The 23,591-nt window shown below is 67.6% G+C and carries 24 protein-coding genes and 3 pseudogenes; 12 read left to right on the forward strand and 15 right to left on the reverse strand.

Annotated features, from left to right (window positions below):
- Window positions 1-45: 45 nt before the first annotated feature.
- Window positions 46-1,344: a polyprenyl synthetase family protein gene (locus ACWBNA_RS28080; RefSeq protein ID WP_482707295.1), complete on the reverse strand. Its 1,299-nt coding sequence runs from the start codon at window positions 1,342-1,344 to the stop codon at window positions 46-48.
- A 60-nt stretch (window positions 1,345-1,404) separates the two neighbouring features.
- Here ACWBNA_RS28080 and ACWBNA_RS28085 point away from each other — a divergent pair, with 60 nt between their 5' ends.
- The 3 genes and pseudogenes from ACWBNA_RS28085 to ACWBNA_RS28095 all read left to right on the forward strand — a co-directional run.
- Complete coding sequence (locus ACWBNA_RS28085) at window positions 1,405-1,782, forward strand: DUF6300 family protein (RefSeq protein WP_482707370.1); 378 nt, start codon at window positions 1,405-1,407, stop codon at window positions 1,780-1,782.
- Window positions 1,779-1,883, forward strand: coding sequence for a hypothetical protein (locus ACWBNA_RS28090; protein ID WP_482707296.1), 105 nt, complete (start codon window positions 1,779-1,781; stop codon window positions 1,881-1,883). The genes ACWBNA_RS28085 and ACWBNA_RS28090 overlap by 4 nt, the downstream gene beginning before the upstream one ends.
- A 249-nt stretch (window positions 1,884-2,132) precedes the next feature.
- Window positions 2,133-2,369 (forward strand): annotated as a pseudogene (locus tag ACWBNA_RS28095) (short-chain dehydrogenase); the annotation flags it as partial.
- A gap of 110 nt (window positions 2,370-2,479) precedes the next feature.
- Here ACWBNA_RS28095 and ACWBNA_RS28100 read toward each other — a convergent pair.
- The gene (locus tag ACWBNA_RS28100) at window positions 2,480-3,049 is read right to left on the reverse strand and encodes a TetR/AcrR family transcriptional regulator (RefSeq protein WP_482707297.1); all 570 of its coding nucleotides are present in this window, start codon (window positions 3,047-3,049) and stop codon (window positions 2,480-2,482) included.
- Window positions 3,050-3,354: 305 nt separating this feature from the next.
- A complete protein-coding gene (locus ACWBNA_RS28105; protein ID WP_482707371.1) occupies window positions 3,355-4,854 on the reverse strand; it encodes an MFS transporter in 1,500 nt (499 codons plus the stop codon).
- A 982-nt stretch (window positions 4,855-5,836) separates the two neighbouring features.
- On the opposite strand from ACWBNA_RS28105, the gene ACWBNA_RS28110 reads away from it, so the two are divergent.
- The 5 genes from ACWBNA_RS28110 (at window position 5,837) to ACWBNA_RS28130 (ending at window position 10,306) form a co-directional block, all read left to right on the forward strand.
- On the forward strand, window positions 5,837-6,538 hold the full coding sequence (locus ACWBNA_RS28110) for an SDR family oxidoreductase (protein WP_482707298.1): 702 nt from the start codon (window positions 5,837-5,839) through the stop codon (window positions 6,536-6,538).
- Between the two features lie 26 nt (window positions 6,539-6,564).
- Complete coding sequence (locus ACWBNA_RS28115) at window positions 6,565-7,434, forward strand: alpha/beta fold hydrolase (RefSeq protein WP_482707299.1); 870 nt, start codon at window positions 6,565-6,567, stop codon at window positions 7,432-7,434.
- A 226-nt stretch (window positions 7,435-7,660) separates the two neighbouring features.
- Window positions 7,661-8,032, forward strand: coding sequence for a DUF1330 domain-containing protein (locus tag ACWBNA_RS28120; protein WP_482707300.1), 372 nt, complete (start codon window positions 7,661-7,663; stop codon window positions 8,030-8,032).
- A 146-nt stretch (window positions 8,033-8,178) separates the two neighbouring features.
- Window positions 8,179-8,748, forward strand: a complete 570-nt coding sequence (locus ACWBNA_RS28125; protein WP_482707301.1) for a TetR/AcrR family transcriptional regulator — start codon at window positions 8,179-8,181, stop codon at window positions 8,746-8,748.
- A gap of 460 nt (window positions 8,749-9,208) precedes the next feature.
- Complete coding sequence (locus ACWBNA_RS28130; RefSeq protein WP_482707302.1) at window positions 9,209-10,306, forward strand: NmrA family NAD(P)-binding protein; 1,098 nt, start codon at window positions 9,209-9,211, stop codon at window positions 10,304-10,306.
- 606 nt (window positions 10,307-10,912) lie between these two features.
- On the opposite strand, the gene ACWBNA_RS28135 is transcribed toward ACWBNA_RS28130, so the two are convergent.
- Complete coding sequence (locus tag ACWBNA_RS28135) at window positions 10,913-11,380, reverse strand: ester cyclase (protein WP_171394757.1); 468 nt, start codon at window positions 11,378-11,380, stop codon at window positions 10,913-10,915.
- Window positions 11,381-11,468: 88 nt separating this feature from the next.
- On the opposite strand from ACWBNA_RS28135, the gene ACWBNA_RS28140 reads away from it, so the two are divergent.
- The gene (locus ACWBNA_RS28140; protein WP_311715582.1) at window positions 11,469-11,819 is read left to right on the forward strand and encodes a winged helix-turn-helix transcriptional regulator; all 351 of its coding nucleotides are present in this window, start codon (window positions 11,469-11,471) and stop codon (window positions 11,817-11,819) included.
- A 360-nt stretch (window positions 11,820-12,179) separates the two neighbouring features.
- Here the strand turns inward: ACWBNA_RS28140 and ACWBNA_RS28145 are convergent.
- From ACWBNA_RS28145 to ACWBNA_RS28190, 10 genes and pseudogenes are all read right to left on the reverse strand, one after another.
- Window positions 12,180-12,428: pseudogene (locus ACWBNA_RS28145) on the reverse strand (phosphoribosyl-dephospho-CoA transferase MdcG domain-containing protein); the annotation flags it as partial.
- A 72-nt stretch (window positions 12,429-12,500) separates the two neighbouring features.
- Entirely contained in the window at window positions 12,501-13,016 is a 516-nt protein-coding gene (locus ACWBNA_RS28150) for a DUF6262 family protein (protein WP_482707303.1), read from the reverse strand.
- Window positions 13,013-13,768, reverse strand: coding sequence for a hypothetical protein (locus tag ACWBNA_RS28155; RefSeq protein ID WP_482707304.1), 756 nt, complete (start codon window positions 13,766-13,768; stop codon window positions 13,013-13,015). Before ACWBNA_RS28155 ends, ACWBNA_RS28150 begins: the two co-directional genes overlap by 4 nt.
- Window positions 13,769-13,774: 6 nt before the next feature.
- Window positions 13,775-14,143: a hypothetical protein gene (locus tag ACWBNA_RS28160; RefSeq protein ID WP_482707305.1), complete on the reverse strand. Its 369-nt coding sequence runs from the start codon at window positions 14,141-14,143 to the stop codon at window positions 13,775-13,777.
- Window positions 14,068-15,423: a hypothetical protein gene (locus ACWBNA_RS28165; RefSeq protein WP_482707306.1), complete on the reverse strand. Its 1,356-nt coding sequence runs from the start codon at window positions 15,421-15,423 to the stop codon at window positions 14,068-14,070. The genes ACWBNA_RS28160 and ACWBNA_RS28165 overlap by 76 nt, the downstream gene beginning before the upstream one ends.
- 319 nt (window positions 15,424-15,742) lie before the next feature.
- On the reverse strand, window positions 15,743-16,423 hold the full coding sequence (locus ACWBNA_RS28170) for a site-specific integrase (protein WP_482707307.1): 681 nt from the start codon (window positions 16,421-16,423) through the stop codon (window positions 15,743-15,745).
- A gap of 493 nt (window positions 16,424-16,916) precedes the next feature.
- The gene (amaP, locus tag ACWBNA_RS28175) at window positions 16,917-17,510 is read right to left on the reverse strand and encodes an alkaline shock response membrane anchor protein AmaP (protein ID WP_482707308.1); all 594 of its coding nucleotides are present in this window, start codon (window positions 17,508-17,510) and stop codon (window positions 16,917-16,919) included.
- Between the two features lie 9 nt (window positions 17,511-17,519).
- Window positions 17,520-18,206 (reverse strand): DUF6286 domain-containing protein, encoded by a 687-nt coding sequence (locus tag ACWBNA_RS28180; RefSeq protein WP_482707309.1) that lies wholly within the window; start codon window positions 18,204-18,206, stop codon window positions 17,520-17,522.
- Between the two features lie 442 nt (window positions 18,207-18,648).
- Window positions 18,649-18,873 carry a hypothetical protein gene (locus tag ACWBNA_RS28185; protein ID WP_482707310.1) on the reverse strand — a complete coding sequence of 75 codons (225 nt, stop codon included), beginning with the start codon at window positions 18,871-18,873 and terminating at the stop codon, window positions 18,649-18,651.
- 38 nt (window positions 18,874-18,911) lie between these two features.
- Window positions 18,912-19,343: an Asp23/Gls24 family envelope stress response protein gene (locus ACWBNA_RS28190; protein WP_482707372.1), complete on the reverse strand. Its 432-nt coding sequence runs from the start codon at window positions 19,341-19,343 to the stop codon at window positions 18,912-18,914.
- A 225-nt stretch (window positions 19,344-19,568) separates the two neighbouring features.
- Between ACWBNA_RS28190 and ACWBNA_RS28195 the strand changes: the two genes are divergently transcribed.
- Entirely contained in the window at window positions 19,569-20,360 is a 792-nt protein-coding gene (locus ACWBNA_RS28195) for a hypothetical protein (RefSeq protein WP_482707311.1), read from the forward strand.
- A gap of 83 nt (window positions 20,361-20,443) precedes the next feature.
- On the opposite strand, the pseudogene ACWBNA_RS28200 reads toward ACWBNA_RS28195, so the two are convergent.
- Window positions 20,444-21,526 (reverse strand): annotated as a pseudogene (locus ACWBNA_RS28200) (hypothetical protein).
- A 601-nt stretch (window positions 21,527-22,127) separates the two neighbouring features.
- Between ACWBNA_RS28200 and ACWBNA_RS28205 the strand changes: the two are divergent.
- Window positions 22,128-22,373, forward strand: a complete 246-nt coding sequence (locus ACWBNA_RS28205; RefSeq protein ID WP_217241807.1) for a DUF6411 family protein — start codon at window positions 22,128-22,130, stop codon at window positions 22,371-22,373.
- Window positions 22,374-22,496: 123 nt separating this feature from the next.
- Entirely contained in the window at window positions 22,497-23,507 is a 1,011-nt protein-coding gene (ppk2, locus tag ACWBNA_RS28210) for a polyphosphate kinase 2 (RefSeq protein ID WP_482707312.1), read from the forward strand.
- The last annotated feature ends 84 nt before the right edge of the window (window positions 23,508-23,591 follow it).

The raw sequence follows: 23,591 nt of genomic DNA on the forward strand, positions 1-23,591 counted from the left end.
GGATAGTCCTGTGTCCGGCCAGGTGTGCCGGAAGCTGCTGGTGTGTCAGGAGGTGTACTGGGTGGCGGTGACGGCCAGTCCGCGCAGCGCCCGGGACGCGGCCGACGGCAGAGCGGACGCATCCAGCACCCGCAGGACCTGTTCATAACGTGAAGTGATCATGCGCTCGGTATGCTGCCGTGCGCCGGTCTCCTCCAAGATGGCCCGCACCTCGGCCGCCCCCTGTGCGTCGAGATCGGCCCGGCCGACCAGGTCGCGCAGGCGACGCCGCTGCGCCGGGGTGGCCGCACGCAGACCCAGAGCAAGGAGAACGGTGCGCTTCCCCTCCCGCAGGTCCCCCAGGCCAGGCGCGCACGCACCGTCCGCGCTGCCGAAGACGTCCAGCAGGTCGTCCCTGATCTGAAACGCCTCCCCCAGAGGCAGCCCCAGTGCTGTGCACACACCCAGGGTGGTGTCGTCGGCGCCGGCGACGGCGGCTCCCAGCTGCAAGGGACGCTCGACCGTCGCGGTGGCGGTCTTGTAGCGGACGATCTGCAAAGCCGCGTCGACGTCGTCATCGGGGCCAGTGCCCATCACGTCCAGGTACTGGCCGTACATCACCTCCTCCAGCATCGCGTCGTACAGGGCGTGCACCGCGCGGCGCCGCTGGACGGACAGTTCGGCGGTGTGCAGCAACTCCTGTGCCCAGATCAGGGCGAGATTGCCCACCAGGAGGGCACCGCCGGCACTGATCCTCTCCGCCCGCGGGAACGGACCAAGGCGCGTACGCAGGGCGCGGTGCACCGCAGGGCGGCCCCGGCGCGTGTCCGAGTCGTCCATGATGTCGTCGTGGATGAGCGCGAACGCCACGAACAGCTCCAGCGACGCCGCCACTCTCAGCACGGCCGCCCTGTCCTCGCTCCCGCCCGCGGCATGCCAACCCACGACGCACAACAGGGCCCGGATGCGCTTGCCGCCAGCAGCCAAGAAGTCCCGCAAAATGCCCGCTACCTCGAGCGGATGATTCCTGCCGGCAGCCACGCGCACCTTGTCCTCGAGGAAGTCCTCCAGCACCGCGTCGACCTGCTCCCGCACAGCACTCAGATCGATCTCCCGAACGTCGATCACACCCGAGGTCACCGGCCGGCCCTCCCGACGAGACTCACGGGCGAACGGCCGTGACTCGCGGGTGACAGAAATCGACGGCCGCGGCCAGCCGAGAGGGGCCGACTGTCTTTGGATCCAGTCCGTCCATCCGGCCGGACCACCCACTTGATCTTCATGCCTGATCAACGACCAAGACAGCCCCAGAACACGCCCCGACTGAGCAGTGACCACGAAGCGTTGTATCGCCTGTACGGTCACGGACCGTTCTCGATATCGCGCACCTCGGCGAGATCCCACTCGTCCTGATCACCGCACGTGATGACAGCTCGCCAACTGTCCTGCGCCACCCTTGCCAACTACAACGCGTCACGACTTGCTGATCAGGGCCAATGCAAGGACTCACTTGCCAACAAGGCCGTGCCGGCACAGTTGACGGCACAGGTCAGCGGGTCTTGGGTGGAGGGCCACGTCCAGAGCAAGGGGCTGGCCATGGCGTTGCAGGGGGTTTCCGACCGGCTGGCGCAGTGGTCACGCTGCCGGGGCAACCTCATCATGAGCGGGGTGGCGCCGCAGGACGACGAACAGGGGCGGCCGATCCACCTGGCGCTGTACCCGGTGTGCGACACCGGCGACGTGGACCGCCCGGGGCTGGCCTTCTCGTCCAGTGGTTCAACAACGACGGCGGCCATGATGTGAGCCGCGTCAAGGAGGGCTCACACCTGCTGATGGAGCGGACGAAGGAGTGCATGGCCGCCCACGGCTGGTACTTGCAGGACACCCCGCCCGACCAGCCCTGAGCCGTCATCAGCAGAAGCTGCCGGGCGCGCAGTGCCGCCGGGTCGTACGGGCAGCCCGGCCATCGGGTCGAACTACTGTTGGGCCGTGGCGACACCGTACGACTCCCCCGACTTCTCTGGGGGAGTGAGGCTGTCGTAGTGGTGTGCACCTCGGGTTTGTGCAGCTCAGCCACTCGTGGTCGAACTCTAGCTAGTGCAACAGCTGTGGTGCTATCGCTGGTTGGAGTGTCTCTGAGGGCAACTGAGTGATCCACCGACGCCCTGTGGTCACTGACCAACTCCCTGCGCCTGGAGCTGCAGCCGCGCAGCATCGGCGTCACCGGACTGCACGTGGGATACGTGGACACGGACCTCGCGGCCAGCGTAGAGGCGCCCAAGTCCGACCCGCGTGACGTCGCCTCCCTCGCCCTCGACGGCGTCGAGACGGGCGCGTACGAGGTGCTCGCCGACGACATCTCGCGGCAGGTCAAGGCGGGCCTGGCCGGCCGGCCTTCGGTCGGCAACGGGCGTGGGCCCATGGGAGTTGCTCGGTCGCCGGTGCTCGGCTGCGGCTCACCGAGCGCATGGCTCGCCGAGGCCGCTCGTCACGCGATGCGTCAGCGCATGTCCGCCGCATCGAGCAGGGCGGCCACGGTGGGGGTGATGAGCCCGGCCTGCGTGTCGGCTTTGATTCCAGCACGGGCGCTGGCGCCGTCGAAGACCAGAATCAGCTGACGGGCCAGCAGGTCCGGGTCGCTCGCCCCGCCCTGTTCGGCCTCGGCGCGGAAGAAGCCGGTCAGGTTCTCCTTGACCCGCGCGGCCACCCGGCTCGCGGTGTGGTTCGGGTCCTTGAGCTCGATCTGTACGACGAGGTACCGGCAGCCCTGGAAGTCGGGTGCACCCGCCTGCCTCTCCGCCTGTTCGAAGACATGCAGGATCCGCTCACGGGGTGGACGGTTGTCGTCCGTCGCGGGAAGGAGTGCCGCCATATAGGCGGAGGCGCGTTCCTCCAGGCTCGCCGCCAGCAGTTCGCCTTTGCTCTCGAACAGCTTGTACATGGAGCGCTTGGACACCCCCGCCGCCTTGCACAGCGTGTCGACGCCGATGTTGACGCCGTCGCGGTAGGTGAGCGTGGCCGCTGCCTCCAGCAGTCGCTCTCGGGAGCTTGACATTGCTTCGGTGGTCATATTGCGAGGTTAACTCGATTCCGGCCCATTGGAAACCGATCGGTTTACGGTGCTGGCCGGAGTGTGCTACGGCGCCGCCCACGGCCGAGTCGGTTCGGCGCCGCCGCCGCGGTCTCCAGAATGGTCGGTGTGTCTCGCCGGCCTCGGAAGCTCGGCCCCCATCGTGCGTGCCCTCGACCGGCGATGACGGGTCTGCTGAGGAGGGAACGCACAGGACCGTCTCGGAGATGCCCCTGTCCTGCGCTGATGTATGCCTGGAGGGCATCAATCAGCGCAGGACATTTCTCACCACGGTGACTTCAGGCTCAGTGGGCGATCACAGGCTCGCCCTCCGACGGCGCCAGAGCCGTATTCGGCATCAGGAGCGCCGCGAGCACCGCGCCGACCACGAAGATGCCGGCGCCCCATGCCAGGGTGGCCGTGTAGCTCTCGACCCCGGCCTGGGCCACGGTCAGGGCGCCAGGCTTGTGCGAGGAGAGGTAGTCGGTCGCGGCCGATGAGGCAACGGTGGTCAGCAGCGCCGTACTGATCGAGCCGCCCACCTGCTGGCTGGTGTTGATCAGCGCCGAGGCGACACCCGCGTCCTCGTGATGCACGCCCGCGGTCGCACCCTGGAACGACGTGGTCATCACCGCACCGATACCGAGACCCAGCAGGATCATGCCCGGCATGATGTCGGCGACGTAGCCGCTCTCCAGCGTGAGCCGGGTCAGCAGGGCCATACCGGACGCGGAGACCAGGAAGCCGGCGCTCACCACGACCTTCGGGCCGACCTTGGGCAGCAGCAGCGAAGGCACCGTGGTCGACGAGGCGACGATGCCCCCGACCATCGGCAGGAAGGACAGACCGGCCTCGATCGGCGAGTAGCCGATGCTGGCCTCCAGGTAATAGGTCAGGAACAGGAAGATCGAGAACATCCCCATGCCCAGGACGAACACGGCCAGGAACGAACCGCCCCGGGTCCGGTCCAGCACGACTCGCAGCGGCAGCAGCGGATGCGCGACCCTGAGCTCCAGCCAGGCGAACACCGCGAGCAGCACCACGCCGCTGATCATGGAGCCGAGGGCGACCGGGTCGGTCCAGCTGGTGGATTCGACGTGCGCGAACCCGTAGACGATGCCGAACAGCGCGGCGCTCACCACGACGGTCCCGGGAATGTCGATCTTGGGTCGCTCGGTGACCACGGGCTTGGCCAGCAACAGCAACGCGCCGACCAGCGCGACGCCCGCGAAAATGACGTTCACGTACATCACCCAGCGCCACGACGCCCATTCGGTGAGCATGCCGCCGAGCAGGAGTCCGACCGCAGCGCCCGCACCGGACAGCGCACTGAAGATGCCGAACGCCTTCGGCCGTTCGGCCGGGTCGGTGAAGGTCACACTGAGCAATGAGAGGGCCGCGGGCGCGAGCAGCGCGGCGAACAGGCCCTGGGCCACGCGGGCCGCGACGAGTATGTCGAAGCTGCCGGCCGCGCCGCCGACGACGGATGCGGCCGCGAAACCGATCAGGCCGGTCACGAAGGTCGTACGGCGGCCGAACAGGTCACCCAGTCGGCCCCCGAGCAGCAGCAGGCTGCCGAACGCCAGGGCGTACCCCGTGATGACCCACTGCCGGCTGCCGTCACTGAAGCCGAGGTCATGTTGCGCTTCGGGCAGCGCGATGTTCACGACGGTCGCATCGAGCGTGACCATGAGCTGCGCCACGCCCAGCACGACGAGCACCCACCAGCGCACGGCATGGGAGCCGCGGCGGCCCGAGTCTGTTTTCCCGGAAGCGGGCGCTCCGCGGTCGAAGGTGGTACTCACTTTTCCCCTTAGTCGCTGGTCATGGACCGACCACCGGTCGGAAACCGATCTGTTTCCACTCAGGAAAACAGATCGGTTTCCCAGGTGCAAGTGAACGGGTCGCTTCTGGCCCGGGACTGGCCCGACAAGGTCGAAGTCCGCGTAGGCCGACGACGCTGCCCCGCCAAGCGACTGGCTGATCGGCCTCGCGGCACGGCCGTCCTACCGACGGAGCGCCCATATCGGCGTCGGACACCTTGCGCCGCACCGCCAAGACCACAGGACGCCCCAGGCGTACTTGGTCGGTGCGTCCCCGACCGCGACCTTCGGGGTCCTGGTCTGGATCTTCCAGGTCACCGGACCACCGAGACGTCGCCCCAGCGGAAGCCCTCCACTGGAGCCTCCCGCGCCTGTGACATCAGCGATCCCAAGGCCCCCGACGACAAGAGCGCCGGTCGGTTCGCCGCCGAGTCCTGAAACATGAAGGGAAGCCGCCTCGAACTGCACGACCTCGTCTTCGGTGGCGTGGAGACCGTGGACACGGCCGCCGGACCCAAGCGGGTGCCCAAGTTCTCCGAGGCGGCCGTCACGATCCGCGACCTGAAGATGGCCGTACCCGTCAGCCCGCAGACCCAGTACGTCGACGGAGCGCAGGGCCCGACATCCACGCCGCGAGGCGACCACATCACCATGTACGTCGAGAACCTGACGGGCACTCTCTCCGCCGTCGAAGGCTTCCCCTGCCGCCGCCCCTCCCCCTTCACCCCCCGACACCGTCCCGGAGCGGCTCTACGACACGGTCGGGAAACTCGACCTCAAGCTCCGACTCAGCCTGGACGACGCCGACATCGACCAGGCCGGACAGACAGGCGGAGAACTCGTCGTCCCAGGGATCCACGGGTACGGAACCGGTGAGTCCGGGGATCCGGTTGGACTTGCGTCTTGAAACCGATCGGTTTACCGTGACGGAAACCGATCGGTTTCTCATTCTGTGGAGGCAGTCATGACCGCACTCAAGGGCGCCAACGTCTTCGTCACCGGCGGCAGCCGCGGCATCGGCAAGGCCCTGGTGGAAGAGCTGTACGCGCGCGGTGCCGGCAAGGTCTACGCCACGGCCCGCGACCCGCGCACGGTGACGCACCCCGACGCGGTCCCGGTGGCGCTGGAGGTCACCGACCCGGCCTCCGTGGCGGCCGCCGCCGCGCAGGCGCAGGACGTGACCGTGCTGATCAACAACGCCGGTGCCTCGGTCGGCGCGTCTTTCCTGGACTCCCCGGTGGACGACGTGCGCCGGGAGTTCGAGACCAACTTCTACGGTCCGCTGCTTCTCGCTCGGGCCTTCGTGCCGGTCATCGAGGGGAACGGCGGCGGCCACCTCCTGAACGTGCACTCCGTGCTCTCCTGGCTCGCCCTCGGCGGCTCCTACAGCGCCTCCAAGGCCGCCCTGTGGTCGCAGACCAACTCCCTGCGCCTGGAGCTCCAGCCGCGCGGCATCGCCGTCACCGGCCTTCACGTCGGCTACGTCGACACGGACCTGGCGGCGGACGTCGAGGCGCCCAAGTCCGACCCGCGTGACGTCGCCCAACTCGCCCTCGACGGCATCGAGTCGGGCGCGCACGAAGTCCTCGCCGACGACATCTCCCGGCAGGTCAAGGCAGGCCTGGCCGGCGACTTGGCCGGCCTGTACCCGCAGCTGGCGAAGTAACCGCCTTCACACAAGGAATCGGCGAGATGCCCAGCCACGGGTCACGCCCCACGATCCGCATTCCGGAGACCACCAGCCACACCATCGCCCCTCGCAGCGGCCGTGAGGGACAGCTGCGCTACCTCAAGGCGGGCACCGGCGCCCCCCTGGTCCTGCTGCACACCGTGCGCACGCAGGCCGAGCATTTCCGCCACCTCATCCCGCTGATCGCGGACCGGTACACCGTGTACGCCCTCGACCTGCCGGGGATGGGCTACTCGGAGATCGTGCCCGGGGCGTCGTACGACGAGCCGGCCATGCGTGCGGGCGTCGAGCGGCTCCTGACCGAACTCGACCTCCACGACGTGACGTTGGTCGGGGAGTCCATGGGGGCGGTGCTCGCCCTGACCACAGCGGCCGATCTCCCGGAGCGGGTACGACGCGTCGTCTCGGTGAACACCTACGACTTCCGCGGCGGAATCGCCCGGTCGAGCCTCCTCGCCCGCGTGGTCGTCACCGGTGTCCTCGCCCCGGGGGTAGGTCCAGTGATCGCCGGGGTGGAGCCAAAGCCCGCCCTCAGCAAGATCCTGCAGGGCGGCCTCGGCGACAAGAGCGCACTGCGCGACGACTACGTGGACGAACTGCTCCAGGTGGGCACCCGCCCCGGCTACCCGACCGTCGCCCGGGCCGTGTACCAGGCCCTGCCCAGCCTCATCGCCGCCCGCTCGCGCTACCCCGAGGTCAAGGCACCCGTCCACCTCGTCTACGGGGAGAAGGACTGGTCCCGACCCTCGGACCGGCAGGCGAACAAGAAACTGCTACCGGCCGCCGACTTCACACAGGTGCCGGGAGCAGGCCACTTCATCGCGCTGGAAAGGCCCGATGTCCTGGCCGACCTGGTGAACTCGGTGGCGTGAGGTCCACGAGCGTCCAGCGGGCAGATTACCCGAACAAAAGACACACTACTCAGATTCCCGCGACCTCAGTCTTCACTCGGGCACTGGATGTTCATTCTGCCAGCCAGTCTCCCATATGTCGTAAATCGCGGCCTTCGTCAGCGCCATCATCAACGATGCCGGCGTCCTTGACCCGCTCGCCTAGAGCAGCGAACACAAATTCATGAAACCGGAGAGGGTATTAACAATGAGTGCAAATTCGCAGAAGAAGAAGTTTTACGCCCTGAACATGTTTGACGTGGTCGACTTGGAGAAGTACCTGGCGTATTTCAGTCGTTTGCCCGAAGCGGCTCCGCAGTATGGTGGTCGAATGGTGGCGTTCGGTCGTTTCCGAGACAACGTAGCCGGTGACGTCGCGCCGCGGCAGGTCCTGTTTCTCGTTGAATGGGAGTCCGAAGAGGCGTTCATCAGCTTCCGGGACGATCCGGCCCTGGCCGACTTGCATCCGCTGCGGGAGAGCGGGGCGGCGTCCTATGTCTGGCAGACGTTCGATGGTGTCGATATGAGTGACCCCGCCAACGTCTCACTCGACGATGTACTGGCGGTACTCAAACCCTAAAACCCGCATCCCTACGGAGCCGAAGCCGGATGCGCCAGCCGACGAATCGTCGGCTGGCGCGTCATCGCCCCGCGCAGTCTGAGCAACCAGCGCCCGGCCGAAGCCATGGACCGCCAGATTACGGAAAGCCGAGTAATCCTCACATCATGACTGAACAGGCGAAGCCGACGTCCCGAGAGCGGCTGCTGGAGGCAGCGGCCACGCTCGCCTACCGCGACGGCGTCACTATCAGCGTCGAGGCGTTGTGCAAGGCGGCGGGGGTGTTCAAGCGCTCGATGTACCAGCTGTTCGAGAGCAAGGACGACCTGCTGGCGGCGAGCCTGGAGCGGCGAGCCGCTTCCTACGCCGCCCGTCTCCTGCCTGAGGCAGGAGACGGGCTTTCCCCCCGGGGGCGGATCCTGCATGTCTTCGAGCAGTTGGAGTCGCAGGCGGAGGCGCCGGAATTCCGGGGCTGTGCGTACCTGGCTGTGCAGATCGACCTGAGGGATCAGAGCCACCCCGCCAGCCGGGTGGCCCACCGGGTCAAGGGGAACCTGATGGCCTTTTTCCGTGCCGAGGCCGAACAGGGCGGGGTGAGCGATCCGGGACGGCTGGCCCGGCAGCTGATGGTGGTCTTCGATGGCGCCAGCGCCCGTGCGGGTATCGGCGCCGACAAACTGACGGGGCTCGTCGCGCCCATGGCGGCCTTCCTGCTCGATGCGGCAGGCATGCGCTGACGCATCGCCTTTGGAGCTCCCCGGGCAGACGAATGCGCGTTGCGATGGAGCGTCGGCAAACGTCCCTCCCGGCTAAACGGGAGGAAGGCGCAGGGCTCCGGCCGCACAGGTTCAACCCGTTGCGAAGAGGCCGGTGCCGGCCGACGCGTGTCTGCCGGGGTTGCGGACGACGGCCGGGCGCCGGTGCAGGGTTGCCGGGTCTCCGGTCATCCAGGCTGCCTGGCACCTGCATCCGTCCTGGCCGACCGTGATGGGCGCCTTCCGTGCCCAGGATCGTGAGGTCGTCGAGGCGCCACTGCCTGAGACCTTGCCGCACGGAAACCGATCGGTGTAACGTGTGGGAAACCGATCGGTTTCCCAGAGGGGTTCTCGATCGCCGAGCTGATGCAGATCAGTCTCGAACGCACCGCGTCCATCGCGTACTGATCACGTGCGTACTCAACCTCGGGAGTCGAACGCCATGTCTTCTCACACCACCTCCAATATCTTCGTGATCGGCGGTACGGGGGCTCAAGGAATGCCCATCGTCCGCTCTCTTGTCGCCGACAAGAAATACTCCGTCCGGGTTCTCACGCGCGATTCCAGCTCCCCCCGAGCCCAAGCGCTCCTCGCGCTCGGAAACGTCTCCCTCCTCGAAGGGTCGTTCGCCGACGAGGACGTGCTGCGGGAAGGGTTTCGAGGCTGTGACGGCGTATTCATCAACATCGACGGATTCAACACCGGTGAGAAAACGGAGACCTACTGGGCGATCCGCAGTTACGAGATAGCGATTGAAGAAGGAATCAAGTTCTTCGTCTACGGAAACCTCGACTACACCCTCAAGAAGTCCGGCTACGACTCGAGGTTCCGCACCGGGCATTATGACGGTAAAGGCCGCATGGCCGAATGGGTGCTGTTTCAAAATGAAAAGAACAGGGACCGGATGGGAGCAGCGGTCTTCACGTCAGGTCCCTACATTGAGATGGTGATCTCACCGCTCACGCCCATGACACCCAGCGTTGAAAACGGTGTCGTCACGTGGCGAGTTCCTCTCGGCGAGGGAGCCGTTCCTCACGTGGCCCTCGAAGACTGCGGCTTCTACGTTCGCTGGCTCTTCGACCATCCGGAGCGCGCGAATGGCATGGACCTCGAAGTCGCCATCGAGCACATGACCTATGCCGACATGGCTGCGGCGTTCGAGAAAGTCACCGGGCATCCGGCGCAGTACATCGACACTGATCTGGACACTTATTGGGACGCGCCGGACGTGAAGGGCATTGCTGATCAGCCTGCTGGTTACAACGCCGATCCCAACGACAAAAGCACCATGAGCTTCCGGGACAATTTCACGGGCTTCTGGAATACGTGGAAGCACGGAATCATCACCCGAGATTACGCTCTGCTCGACGAAATCCACCCCAACAGGATCAGGAGTGCTGAGGAGTGGTTCCGCCGGGAGGACCAGGTGGGAAGGGAACTCGGTAAAGGTAGCCTCTGGGAGAGGGTCCAACCGGAGAACTGGAGCCTCGACTCTGCGATCCTCAAAAGCAGTGCTGATATGAGGACGGGCAAGCTGTAAACGGGTGAGCGGTATGGCGGATCGGTAGATGCCGAGCGATGAGTTGAATGGTCGCGATCTTCGCCGGGAGTTGCTGCCGGGGAGCGTACGGTTCCGCGGCGGTTCGCCCCGACGGCGACGGCCGTGTCAGCGCAGGTCGTGCGCGTACGTGGTGACGGGGCTGGGCCAGGTCTGGGATGGCCCCGTACTCGCCGATCCCGGTGTCGCGGATGGCATTCGTGAAGCGGCCTGCCGGAGCTGCGGTGACGGCCGTGGCGGTGGGACCGAGCCGGCGAGCGTCCGGCACTGCGGTCCACGAGGTGCGGCGAGGCGACGCAGCACGGCCATCGTCGACCGGCGGACCTTCACGGTGCGATCGTCCAGACCGGGGCGGAGTCCTACCGCCTCGCCCACACCAAGGCGCAGGCCGAACGCGCCGCGGCCGGCTGAGCCCGTCCCCCCGGTCAGGGACGGCGGCTCCGGCGGCGCCGATGGCCCGCCGCCCCACCCGCTCATGGCCGCCGGCGTGCCTTTCCCGGACTGGCCCCTGGAACGAGTGCGCCGCGTCGACGCGGCGGTTGCCGATCAGGGCTCGGGGGCAGGCGTGGTCCGAGAAAGTCTCGATCTTCAGGCCGGCTGCGTGCCGGTGCTGATCTGTTGGGTGAGCTTGAGCAGTTCTTCGACGTGGTAGATCTCGGTGATCTTGCCGTCGACAACGCGGACGATGTCGGTGCCGGTGATGTCGACCGGGTTGCCGCTGGCGGCGAAGCCGAAGGCGTCTCCGGTGTGCGTCCCAGTCATCCGCCAGTGGAGGACCACCCAGCCGCCGGGAAGCTCCTGCTGGAACAAGATCCGGTGCTGCGTGCCGGTGAATCCGTCGCGGACCGCGGCGATCAGCACTCGCATGCCGTCGATGCCCGAGGCGGCGCCGTCAGCGGGGTTGTGGTCGATCACGTCGGGGGCGAACACCTCGTCCGCTCCGGCGACGTTGCCGGTGTCGTAGAGCTCAAGGTTGCGCGCGGCGACCCGCAACGCGGTGGTCGTGGCCGAGCGCACCATCTCGCTCGCGGTGTTGGCCGTACTGATCGCGGTCATGAGGTTCTCCAAGGAGTGGGGGTGCGGGCTGCTCCGGCTATAGTTCCCTGAGGGAATCAGTTCCCTCAAATGAACTAATGGGGAGAGCATGAGTGAGCTGGATCACCCTTTGCCGGAATGTCCGATCGCCCGGTTCCTGACCGTGCTGGACGGGCCCTGGGCGACGCTGATCGTGAGGGAGTTGCTGACCGGCCCGAAACGCTTCACCGAGCTGCGCGCCGGACTTCCCGGGATCAGCCCCAAGACCCTGTCCTCACGGCTGCGCCGATTTGTACTCCTAGGACTGGTCACCCGCACGGCCTATCCGGAGATCCCGCCCCGCGTGGAGTACGAACTCACCCCGGCAGGCGCACGACTCGAGGTCGTGCTGGCCACCATGGGCGCCTGGGCCGAACAAGACCTTCCCCGCACTGGCGCGTTCCCTATCGAAGATCGGTAACCAGGGCCCGCCGACTGCCCAGCCCTGAGCGCAAAGAGTGGTCAAGGCGACGAAACAGTGCCTGACAGGACACCTCAGGCAGAAAAGGCGGCTGGCTGGCACGGCTTGGAGAATCCGGGCCCGCAGACGAGCACTGACGCAGCGGCACAGTGACATCGATTCCCATCGACATTGATCATGAAAACGCGCGCCAGGTGACTCCCGAACTCAGGTCGAAACGGGAAAAGTGACACAGCCAATGGGGCTCTCTGAAAATGGCTCTGCTCGCGATTCCGTGAAAGAGCACACTCCGGTGGGTGCCGCCTCGGCATTTACCGAAGTTCCTCGCACCAGGGACGATCTCCATACGCTTGGGCGACCTCTGAGAGTCCCAGGCGGGTCCGCAGCCCACCACTCCCATGCGGGCAGCAACTGCTGCACGACCCGTTGGTCGCGCCGGAGCAATAGGACATCGAGATCGCTGTGATCTCGGAACGAGTAGCCGACCGCGAGCTCGATGGCGTAACCCCCGGCAACCCACCAGGGGACCTCGACCGACGAGAACAGCGTCGCTACATCGGCCAGGGCCGCTGGCTCCCAGGGACCCCACGGCGTCTCGGTGCGTGTCACTCTGCGAGGCTACTGGTGCCTGATCATTCACGGCACTGCGGGCAGAGCCATTTCCAGAGAGCCCTATCAGCGTCAGCGGGCCTGGTTCAGCGCCCGGGTCAGTTCCCGGTTAGCCGCCCGCGCAGCATCAAGTTCCTCGCTCCGCTCATCGAGCTGGCCCCTTATGTCGGCCAGGTCTTGTTCGAGCAACGTGATGCGGCGTTGAAGTTCGTCGATGTCTGCGGATGCGCCAAGGCCGGATTCCTTCCAGGTGGTTTCACCGAGGCTCTCGGACAGACGCTTCTCCAACTGCCGGACCCGGACTGTCAGCCGCCTGTTCCGCTCCAGCGCGTTGGTCAGGTCTGCCCGCAGCGAGGCCCGGCTGACGGCCGCGATCCGGCCTTCTTCTGGTGGGGCGGCTGCGGCGGCGTGGACGCGTTCGAGGAGATCGCGGTGCCGGTAGAGGTAGGTGCGGTCCACTCGTGCGGCGCGGGCCAGTCCGGAGACTGTGATGTCCTGGTCGCTTCGCAGCAGGACATCGAGGGTCTTCAGAACTCGTTCGCGGCGGCGGGCCGAGTCGGCCCGCCGCCCGTCGGTCATGCTGGTCATCCGGTTCTCTCCGGGCGAAGGTCGGGCAGGGGCTGGCGGACGCGCGGCATGCCCAGGGAGACGCCGCGGCTGCGGCGGACCAGTGCGACTGCCTCGCGAATCTGGGCCCGGTCCTCGTCGGTGAGCTCGTCGAGGTCCTGGCGCACCCGCTGAACCAGGCGGCGGACACGGGCAATCTCGTCGTCCGATGGTGTGGCTTCGGCCTTGGCCCAGGGGTCGGCGTTGGCGAAGGCGGCCAGACGTTCACGGTTGCGCAGCAGGTCGGCCAGGTATGCCTCAAGGTCGGGGAGGTAGGAGACGTCGGTGCGGAAGTGTCCGCAGCCCACGCAGCGGAAGCGTACGGGGCAGTCGTGGCCGCCGGCCGCAACGTTGGAGGGTTCAGTGCAGGTGCCGTAGGGGACTTGGACGGAGCCGATGGCGCGACGGGCGTGTTCGGAGTCGAGCAGGGTTTTGGCCTGGCGCCAGACGCGTGTGCCGTGCCGGTCGAACTGCATGGTGGTGACCCGCTCGACAGCTTCGCGGCGGCGTTTCTCGCCGACGCGGTAGTACCGCTGTGTGGTGCTGGCTTCGCAGTGATCCATCAACGATTGGAGAACGTCCTGGGGGACCCCGGCGTCGGCATGCCGTTGTGCGTAGGTGTGCCGGTAGGCGTAGGGGTAGATCTTGTTCTTGTCGAAGGGCAGCATCGTGGTGACCCGGTTGCCGTCTTCGACGATCACGGTGGGGACCTGGAAGTCGGGCAGGTTTTTCACCCAGGCTCAGTGCTTTGCCGACACCCACTCGTAGGTTGTCGCCTTCGTGCCGTGGGGGTTGGCCAGGCTGGCGGGGAAGAGTTTGAGCTTGTCGGTCGGGGTGTTGGGGAAGCGGGCGCGGGCGCGTTGTTGCTGCTTGATGATGAGCGCGGCGGTCGCGCCGGGGATCGGTAGTCGGCGAGCGTGCCGAAGGTTCTTGGTGTTGTCGTAGACAAGGACGGGGCTGCCGTCGCTTTCCCGGTCGAGGCACTGCCATGGCAGTTTGCAGATCTCGTTGGGGCGCCTGCCGGTGTCGATGATCAGCTCGATGGCCGTGCGGACGTCTGTGGAGCTGACGGTCTCAAGGGAGTCGAGGTTGGCGCAGAGCTGCCGCATGGCTTCCGGAGGAAGGTCTCGACCGCTTCGGAGTCCTCGGGGTCGTCGGGGATGTCCTCCTGGCGGAGGGCGAAGTCGTCCGCCAGGCCGTGCAGGGGCTGGCCGGGTTTGGTCAGGCCCAGGGTCCGGAGCCGGGTCAGCACGCGTCGGGTGTCGCGGACGGTCATGTACTGCGTGCAGCCAGAGATGTCGCCGCGGTCGTTGAGAAAGCTCAGCCGGCCCAGGAAGGCAGTGATGTCGGTGCGCCCGAGCACCGGCAGGTCGACGCCGTGGTCATCCCGGCTCAGGTGCAGGCTCTTGGAGAAACGGCTCAGGGACATCAGGGTGCGTTGGAGCGCGGTCTTGCCACTCTTTCCGCGGCGCCGGGGGATGTCGTCCAGGGCCCAGGCCTTGGCTCGTTCCCTCAGCCAGGGCTGGGTGATCCCGGTGAAAGAGAAGGTGCCACCGAGGCCGAGGACACTCGCATCCCAGACGTCCTTGTGGCGTTCGGTCTCCGGACTCAGTCCGAAACGGCGGATGTGCTTGAGGAAGCCCCTGGCCAGGGTCCTGTCGGTGCGGGTGAGAACGTCCAAGTCGAGCTCGTCGAGTGAAGTAACCTGCCGAGCACGGGCGTTGTTGCACAAATTGCGCAGCAGGTAGTCCTTGTGCAGGAGTCCCTGCGCGATCCGTTCCTGGAGGCCGTAGAGGATCTCGGCGACCACGCGGTCGGGCAGTCCGCGCAGGCTGACCTTGCGGGATTCTGCGATGGCCGGGGTGGTCAGCCGCCAAAGATCCTCGTCCTCCAAGACGCCTTCCTGGCGGAGGTCACGGCATTGATCGGCGTGGGGCGTGCAGTAACCGTCCCTGGTCTCGCCTTGCCGGTCACAGGCAGCGACCTGACAAGGCCCCAGGGCTGGCAGCGGTTGCACCTCGGGGTGAGCGAGGAAGTCCTCCAGCGGGAGGCCGTAGACGTTGCGCCTCTGGTAGTCATGCGATGAGCACAGGAGTGTCGCGCGTCTGCCCGGCCGTTCGCAGTGCGCGACCTGGCAAGGGAAGAACCCGACCATCCGGCCGGGGCGCTGGATGGTGACGAACTCCTCGAAGGGCAGGTCGCTCTTCTTCCACCGCTCCGCGCAAACGGTGCACATTCCCTTCTGATAGGCGTAGTAGGACATCTTGTCGCAGCCAGCCACCAGGCACTCCTCACCGCTGAACTGCGGGTGCGAGCGAGGCAGCAGCAGAACCCGGACGTGAGGATCCCAGCTGAGCAGCTGCAGGAACTCCGGTTGGACGGCGCCCATTAGCCCTGTGGTGACCGTGTCTTCCCCTGCCCCGCGTTGGGGCGTTGCGACCGCCAGGTTCACCGGGTCTCCCCCTCAGTCAGGCGGGGCGAAGCCACGCGGTCAACGGCCGCGCGCAGGCGAGCTCGGTCCGGATGAAGGTAGGGACGGGGTGAGGCCGGGTTCTTCTGGCCCAGCAGAGCCTGAACCTCATCCAGCGTGCCGCCGGCATCCACGACGTTGCTGGCCATCGCATGCCGGCACATCCGCGGCCCAACGTGGCGGCCCAGCCTCGCCCGTCCCGACAGCGACTCGCACAGCTCTCCAATCGCGCCGGTGGTCACCGGCGACCCGTAGGGCGGGCGGAAGAGGTTGACCAGCAAAAGTCGCTTCCGCCCTCCCCGAGGATCTCGTAACGCTCCACCGCGTACTGGTCGGCGGCCTGAACCACCAGGAAGTCCACCGGCATCACCCACGACTTCCTCGACTTCGACCAGGCGCCATTCACGTTCTGCCGCCGGATCACGTGCAGATGGGGCCCCTCGGCATCGCACCCCAGCGAGCGCGAATCCATCAGCAGGTGGACATCACAGCGGTGCAGCCCCGCGACCTGTCCCGGACGCAACCCCACCCGCGACAGCAGCAGCACGATCAACCTGTCCCGGGCTGACCGACAGGCCCGCAGCATCGCCACGACTTCCTCGTCACTGGCCCGGTCCACTTCCGTCTCCGGCTCCTGCAGCCGGTGACGGGCCCGCAGCCGATACCGCATCCCACCGCTCTCGCCCCGTGCCTCCACCGGCAGGTCACGGTCATCCCCCAGCTCGTAGAGCTGCTCAAGTACCCACGCTGGTGCGGCCTTGTTGACCACCGCGTGAAGCAGGAACATCCGTACCGCGGTCAGCACCTTGTTGATTCGCGCATCCCCGCGGACCGGCTTTCCTCCCGGCCCCGGGACGACGGCCTGGCGCTGGCCACCGTTGCCCGGCGCCCACCGCAGCCACACCATGAACAGCCCCATGTCCCGGGCCGCTGTCGACCAGAGTCCCGCCCCGTTCCTGCGCACCAGCGCAGGAACAAGGTCACCGCCTCGGCGTACGCCTTCGTTGTCGTCTCTGCCCGGCCCCGGGCCAGGCGTACCTCTTTCAGGAAGCGGTCCGCCTCTTGGACGACCTCCAGTTCGTCGTCCACCACGGTCCAGTACCGGGTCCCCGACGGCATCGAGACGAGAAATGTTTCGTACATTCGTTCCCATGCTCCGTGTGTCGATCGCAACGATCCACCACAAGAGCCACACCCCCCGAGAACCGTCGCAATACACCAAACGACGGCAAGAGGCGCAATGTCACACCACAGCCACCAAAACCCCAGAGAACCCGGCTTCTCTGGGGGAGCGCTGTGGCGCGAGGCCAGCCGATGAGGCTCATGCAGCTCAGTCGGTTTCGTTGACGCTAGTAGTGCAACGGGTGTGGCGGGATCGCCGGTTCAGGTAAGACCGTCTCCTACATGGGTCTTTAGGCGGTGCGTTGGGCGCGGTGGCGGACTTCCCGGAGTCGGACCTTCGCCGGGAGGCGGTCCAGGCCGGCCGAGTCTCGTGCGTGTGCGAGCGTTTCCCGGCTCAGTTGCCCCAATGTCCGCGCCGGATCCGCGTGAGGCTCCAGCAACAGCCGCACGCGCGCGGTGGGGGCGGTACGTCTGCCCGTCAGCCGGACATGAGCCCGCGAGACCCCGTCCAGGGCTTGCGCCTCTTCGGCGATGACGTCCTCGAGCGTGCGGCCGTTGAGTCGGGCCGTTGCGCCGTCTTCGCTGTTGACGAGGACACGGTCCAGGCGGTGTCTGCGCTGTGCGAGGAGCCACCACAGCAGCAGGGCGAGCAGCACGGCGAACACCGCGATGACGGTCGGCCACCACCAGTCCTCTTCCCGCCACCGGGTGCGTCCCTCGGTGCCCAGCACCACATCGTCCGGCCCACGGAAGGGCCACCAGCCCGGCAGGTCGAAATCCCAGTGGCGCTGCAGGTCCAGTGCGCCCAGCAGCACACCGCCGCCCAGGGCGAACAGTCCGAGGCCGAGCAGTGCGAGCAGCACCCGGTTCGCCGTCTTGAGCATCGGATCACCTCAGCCCTTCTTGGGGCGCCGGACGCGCACGGTCAGCGTGGGTTGCCTGGCCAGGCCCAAGGCGGTCACGGCTTCGCCCAGCTCGGCATCCAGGTCCGCGCGGACCTGGTCGAGATCGCGGAAATGTGCCTGTGCCCGGGCTTTGACCTTCCGGCGGCCGACAGCGACTCGTGCCGACTCGACACCGGGCACCCGCATGGCCCGGTCACGCAGTATTAGGGCGGCCGCGCGGCGGTCGAGCCCGGCGCGGACCTCACCTGTCCCGGGGATACCGGTGGGCTGCCGCATGGGCAGCAGCCTGCGCAGCCCCGGCGTCACCGCCAGCAGGAGAAGCCACAGGCCGAGGGCCATCGCCACTGCGGCCCCGACGATCATCCAGATGTCGTCCAGGGGCCGTGTGGCCAGTTCCTCGGCGAGCCGCCGTCGCCAGCGCATCGCAGACCGGTCCGCCCGCACCGAGACCACGTCGTACAGGAGCAGTCCGATGGCCGCGGCGGACAGCAGTGCCACGATGGCGGCGGGGACCCGCCGCGCGGACCAGAAACGGCGTGCCGACCGGCCCGATGCATCGACGACCGCTGCCGTCGCGCCCGCGCCCGGTGGGCCATCGGTGGACGAAGCTGCTTGTCCGTGATCGGGGGAGAGGTCGCTGTCGCCGGTCGGCTGCCGCCAGGTGTTCGCGCTCATCTCACCCTCTCGTGGTCCGTGTGGCGCGAGTGCACCGAGTGCAGCCTCTCGACCGACACCGCGAGGTCGGGAACGTCCATGCCGGCCCACGTCCTGAGCCGTTCTGTAACCTCTCGGCGCACTGCGGCGCACTGTGCCGCGATGTCGGACGGATAGCCGAGCTCCACGGTGATACGCATCCGCACCTCGCCGAGCACCGCCTGCCGTGTGACGGCAGACTCGCCGTCTCGTCCTACGGCATTCCGCTCCGGTGGCCGCCGCACGGCTGTGGTCACGCGTGGTGTCCGGCGGCCGGGTGGTACGTGCCTGGCCGACTCGGCGAAACGGCTCAGCGCATCGCGCGCAACCTGGGAGGCGATCTTCGCAACGACCCGGTCGGCGACGGTGGTCGCACCGCGCTCCCCGCGGGGGATGGCCGGGCGCCGATCGGCTTCACCGGTCACTACCGCCAGTCTCCCCGAGCCCGTCGCCGGTCATCGCGGATCCGCTCCTGCCGGTCCCGGCGGCGGACGAAGTCGCCCGGTTCGAAATCACCTTCCATGAGCCGCCCGACCACAAGGCCGACCACGCCCAGCCCCAGCACCAGCACGAAAGCCCAGAAGTCACCGAAATACGCGGCGAAGCCCAGCGCCATTCCGGCCATCAAGCCCACCACGGCCCTGCTCATCACGCACTCCTTGTCTCCAGCGGCCTGCTCCGCCCCGGTTACTCGATCCGCTGCCGCTCTTCGCCTTCGTCCTCCTCGTCGGGCAGCTTCACGTCGCTGACCATGATGTTGACTTCCACGACTTCGCGGCCCGCCATCCGCTCCACAGCGGAGATCACGTTCTCCCGAACTGCACCGGCGACGTCGGTGATCGACACGCCGTAGTCGACGACGATCTCCAGATCGATGGCCGCCTGCCGCTCGCCGACCTCGACACTGACACCGCGCGTGACGGACTTGCCACTACCGGCGCCGGGCATCCGCTCCCGCATGGATCCCATCGAGCGCGAGGTTCTGCTGCCCAGGGCGTGGACGCCGAGCACGTCCCGTGCCGCCATTCCGGCGATCTTCTCCACCACCACCTCGGCGATGGTCGTCCGGCCGCGAGAGCCGGGCGCACCGACTTGCTTTACGCCGGTGTTGTCAGTCATCGAGGTCATCGAGGTCATCGAGCCATTCCTCCCTGAATCAAGGAGCCCACCTGGCACCACTGTTAATACTATAGTTCGCTTTAGTGCTTATTGTCCGATATGTGAATCATGGGGCGGAGCGGTGCGAGTGGCACGAGCGCCCCTGGTCGAAGCCCGTCGGGGCACTCCGGGCGCAACGTGGCAGCAAGAGAACCGCGGCCATGGGTCATGCAAGAGCCTTGGGTCATGCAAGAAAAGGCGGTGAGAGGTCAGGTGACTGAGGCGTCAATGCAGGCAGTCCGGCGCCACCTCGATCTGGGCCGGCTGCTCCCGCTCGGCGGGCCCGACGACGGGACATGGATCACTGAGCAAGCGGCCGTCCGGGTCCTCGGGCGCGCTGCCGCTGAGATTCTCGGTGTTTGGCTGGAGTCTCTGCGCATCGGGTCGGCACCGCTCGAGCCCGTGTCCGAGCCGGCCGTCCGTCCACCGGCCAGCGCGCTACCGCCTGGACCGCTCAGGATCGAAGCCGCCTTCACAGCATCCCTCGGGCAGCCGGTGTCCGAGACCGCCGACCAGTTGAGGAGTGCACTGCTCAACGCGGCCGCTGAACGCCTCGGCCTGGCCACCGTGACAGCTGACCTGCGCGTCACAGATCTCCATGATCGCCCCGAGACAGGCGCCAGGTCGCGAACCGAAGCGAGTGCCATGAGGCCCGCGCCGGAAGCCGCAGCCGCGCGAAGCTCGCCCCCGGCGACCGGACCCGGATCGATGCGGGGGCCCGTCAGGGAGCTGGCGGACGTCGCGACGGGCGTTCCGGGCGTCGCCCGCCTCACCGCCGCGCTGGGAAGCCGCCCGGTCAAGGTGCAGGACCATGACGATCCACCCGGCCGGCACATCGAGGTTCACCTCGCGGTTGCCCCCGGACACCATCCGCTGGAAGTCGCCCGCGCCGTCCGGGACGCCGTAGCCGACGCGGCCACCACTGGCGCCCCGGGCCCGGTCACCGTCGCCGTCCTCATCACAGAGACCGCGGCCTAGCCACGGACGGGCGCCGAGGGCCGATCAGGAAGGGCGGAAGATCTCGAGCAGGTGGAATCGGCGCCGCCACTCGGCCCTGGGGATCAGCTAGCGGTCCGCGACGCAATCAGTCGGTTGGTCAGCTCCACCGTCGCGAGATACCACCAGAAGATCCAGTCCAGGAAGGCTTCGTCACAGTCGCCGCGCTGGTCCGCCTTGCGGTGGCGTAGGTCGTAGCGGTTGGCGATCTCGAACAGTGCCCCCTCGTCCTTGCCGAGCTGATCTTTGAGCAGGGCGCGGCGTTCCTCGAGGATCCCCGCAAGGGTGACGATCGCCGACCGCTTGCTCTCCACGGTTGTGTCCCGTCCGCGGAACAGGGCGATCGCGTTGCGGACCCGGGTCGTGATGTCCGGGGCGCTGTCGTTTGTGCACGGTGCACCAGCGCGCTGCGGGCGTCGTCGGTGACGGCGACCAGGCGCCCGAGATCCTCGCCTTCGGCAGCCAGCTCGTACTCGATGCCGGCCTCGCGTAGCAGCTGGTTGATCTTGCCCCCATACAGGATGCGGGCGGGCCCGTTGTGCAACTCCGAGTGGTGCCACCCGCACATGTTCCAGCTGTGGAAGCGGCGCGTGCGGGGGCGGCTGACCAGGTCGTGGAAGACCTCGATCAGGCCGAAGAGGGTGTCCTCGTCCTCTGTCTCAGGGTCCCGAGGCCACAGGTTGGGGATGCCGAGCCGCCGGTCGATTACCTGCGAGGCGTCTGGCAGATCGTTGGGGTCGTCGACGCATTCCTCGCCGAAGACTTCGGGCAGGTAGCCGTTGTCCGCGAAGTCGCTGATGATCCGTGCGAAGTCACGGCGGGTGTCTCGCGGCGTGCTGCCGTCGGGCGAGAGGCCGCGGCCTTGCCGCTGTGGCCAGTACGGCCGGGGCTCGGACGCATGCCGCAGTTCGGCTGCGCGACTGACCAGCTCCGTCAACCGCCCCCTTGTCCACCCCGCCGCGTTTTTCCCAGCCGGGGGTTGTTGTCACCCAGGGGTCGTCCGCGGGCGCAGGGTGCTTGGGCAAGTCCTCGAAGTCGGCCACCGCCGTGGTGCCGGCGAGGGCCTCCGTCAGCAGCCATATCGCCTGCTCCTCCCATTCCCACCGCAGACCGCAAACGACCTGCCCCGTCACCGCCCAAGCCACGATCCGAAACAGAACACGACTCAAGTGGCGACGGGAGAACTCAAAACCGGCTCACTAGGGGGAGCGCCGCACCCTGCGGCCAAGGGTAGCGACGCCAGGGCGTGCCACATGCGGGCGGCGTCGGTCCAGGCCCGGGCGCGGCGCTCGGCGGCACTACTCCGACTTCGGCGCCGACCTCCACGCCGAGGCACCACCGGCAGGCCAGGTGGCTGACATAACGGACGAGGCCATCCGGCAGGGCCGGCAGGGCCGGCAGCAGAGCTGACCGCGCGCGGACGTACAGACAGTGGGCGGCCCCGACCATGCCTCGGGGCCGCCTCCGTGCGTGCCGGTCCACGGCTGCCCGGCACCGGCCACAACCACAACCACGGCCCGGCCCCAGCCCCAGCCCCAGCCCCAGCCCCGGCCCCGGCCCCGGCCCCGGCTCCGGCTCCGGCTCCGGCTCCGGCTCCGGCTCCGGCCCGACCATATGGGGACCGACCAGCCGCCCGATCCGTATGCGCAGCCCAGCCGAGACCGCTCGATCCGGCGTGATCACCGTAGGGCGGGGCACGCGGTCTGAGCAGATGGAAGAAGCGCGCAAAGCCTCGATCTCCAGGAGCCCATGATGGTCATCGCCATAGTCATCGCCGCGTGTGTCGTCCTTGCCGTGCTGGCCTTTCTCCTGCCTCGGCTGTCCCGGCATCCGCAGAACGGTGCCCAGCGTGGTCTCGGAGCCGGTTCGCGGGCCGGGGCCAAGGCACCCGGCCCGCTGGGACGGCTGTTGAGCAAGCCCTTCAGCTCCAGCTCCCGTGCGGTCGGCCGCAGCGGCTCCGCCGGACGCCGGGCCCGCGGCCGCCTTCCATTCTGAGTGCCGCAATGCTGTACGTGGACGTGGTGACCCGGCGACGGCGCGTAGCCGGCGGCTCATGTTCGTCTGCGCCTCGTGCGGGCACCGTCCACCTCGGTGTCCGGGATTGATCGGAGACGGGTGATGTCACAGCACGACGACGCGGCACGACCGTACGAGGTCGACGAGGCGCGGGTCGAGGAGGGCCTGCTCGACGGCCTCAGCGTGGACGAACGCCGGCCGGAGAAACCGATCCTCCTGGACGCCGACGGAAGCTCCGTGGACACATGGCGGGAAAACTATCCGTACGACCAGAGGGTCAAGCGGTCCGAGTACGAGCGGACCAAGCGCGTCCTGCAGATCGAGCTGCTGAAGTTGCAGCGCTGGGTCAAAGAGACCGGCCAGCGGATCATCGTGCTGTGCGAGGGCCGCGACGCCGCCGGCAAGGGGGGCACCATCCAGCGGTTCACCGAGCGGCTCAACCCGCGCGGCGCCCGCGTCGTGGCGCTGGAGAAGCCGACCGAGCGGGAAGCGGGGCAGTGGTACTTCCAGCGCTACGTGGCACACCTGCCGTCCCGTGGTGAGATCGTCTTCTTCGACCGCTCCTGGTACAACCGGGCCGGCGTCGAGCGCGTGATGGGGTTCTGCACCGAGGCCGAGTACCGCGCCTTCCTTGAGCAGGCCCCGCTGTTCGAGGAGATACTGACCAAGGACGGCATCCTGCTGGTCAAGTTCTGGTTCTCCGTCTCCCGCACCGAGCAGCGGACCCGGTTCGCAATCCGCCAGGTCGATCCCCTACGCCGCTGGAAACTCTCCCCCACCGACCTCGCCTCGCTCGACCTGTGGGACGCGTACACCGCCGCCAAGGTCGACATGTTCCGTGCGACGGACACGCCGCACGCCCCGTGGACGGTGGTGAAGAACAACGACAAGCGCCGCGGTCGGCTTGAGGCGATGCGCAGCCTCCTCGACCGCTGTGACTACCCCGCCAAGGATTACGCGACCGTGGGCAAGCCGGACCCGCTGATCGTGGGCGCCGCGAACACGCTGCTGGAGGCGGGCGAGGAACCCATCGACCTCTCCCCGACCCCGCTGGCCGGGCACGGCCATGGCCCCGGAAGCCATCCGACCGAGGCGGGCGGCGAGCGAGTCTGATCCACAGCGTGCGGCATCGCCACCTCGATGCGGCGTACGCCGACGGGGGCGCAGCCGGTCATCCGACTCCGTTCCACTGCGGCC

This window comes from Streptomyces sp. Q2 (assembly GCF_056820935.1).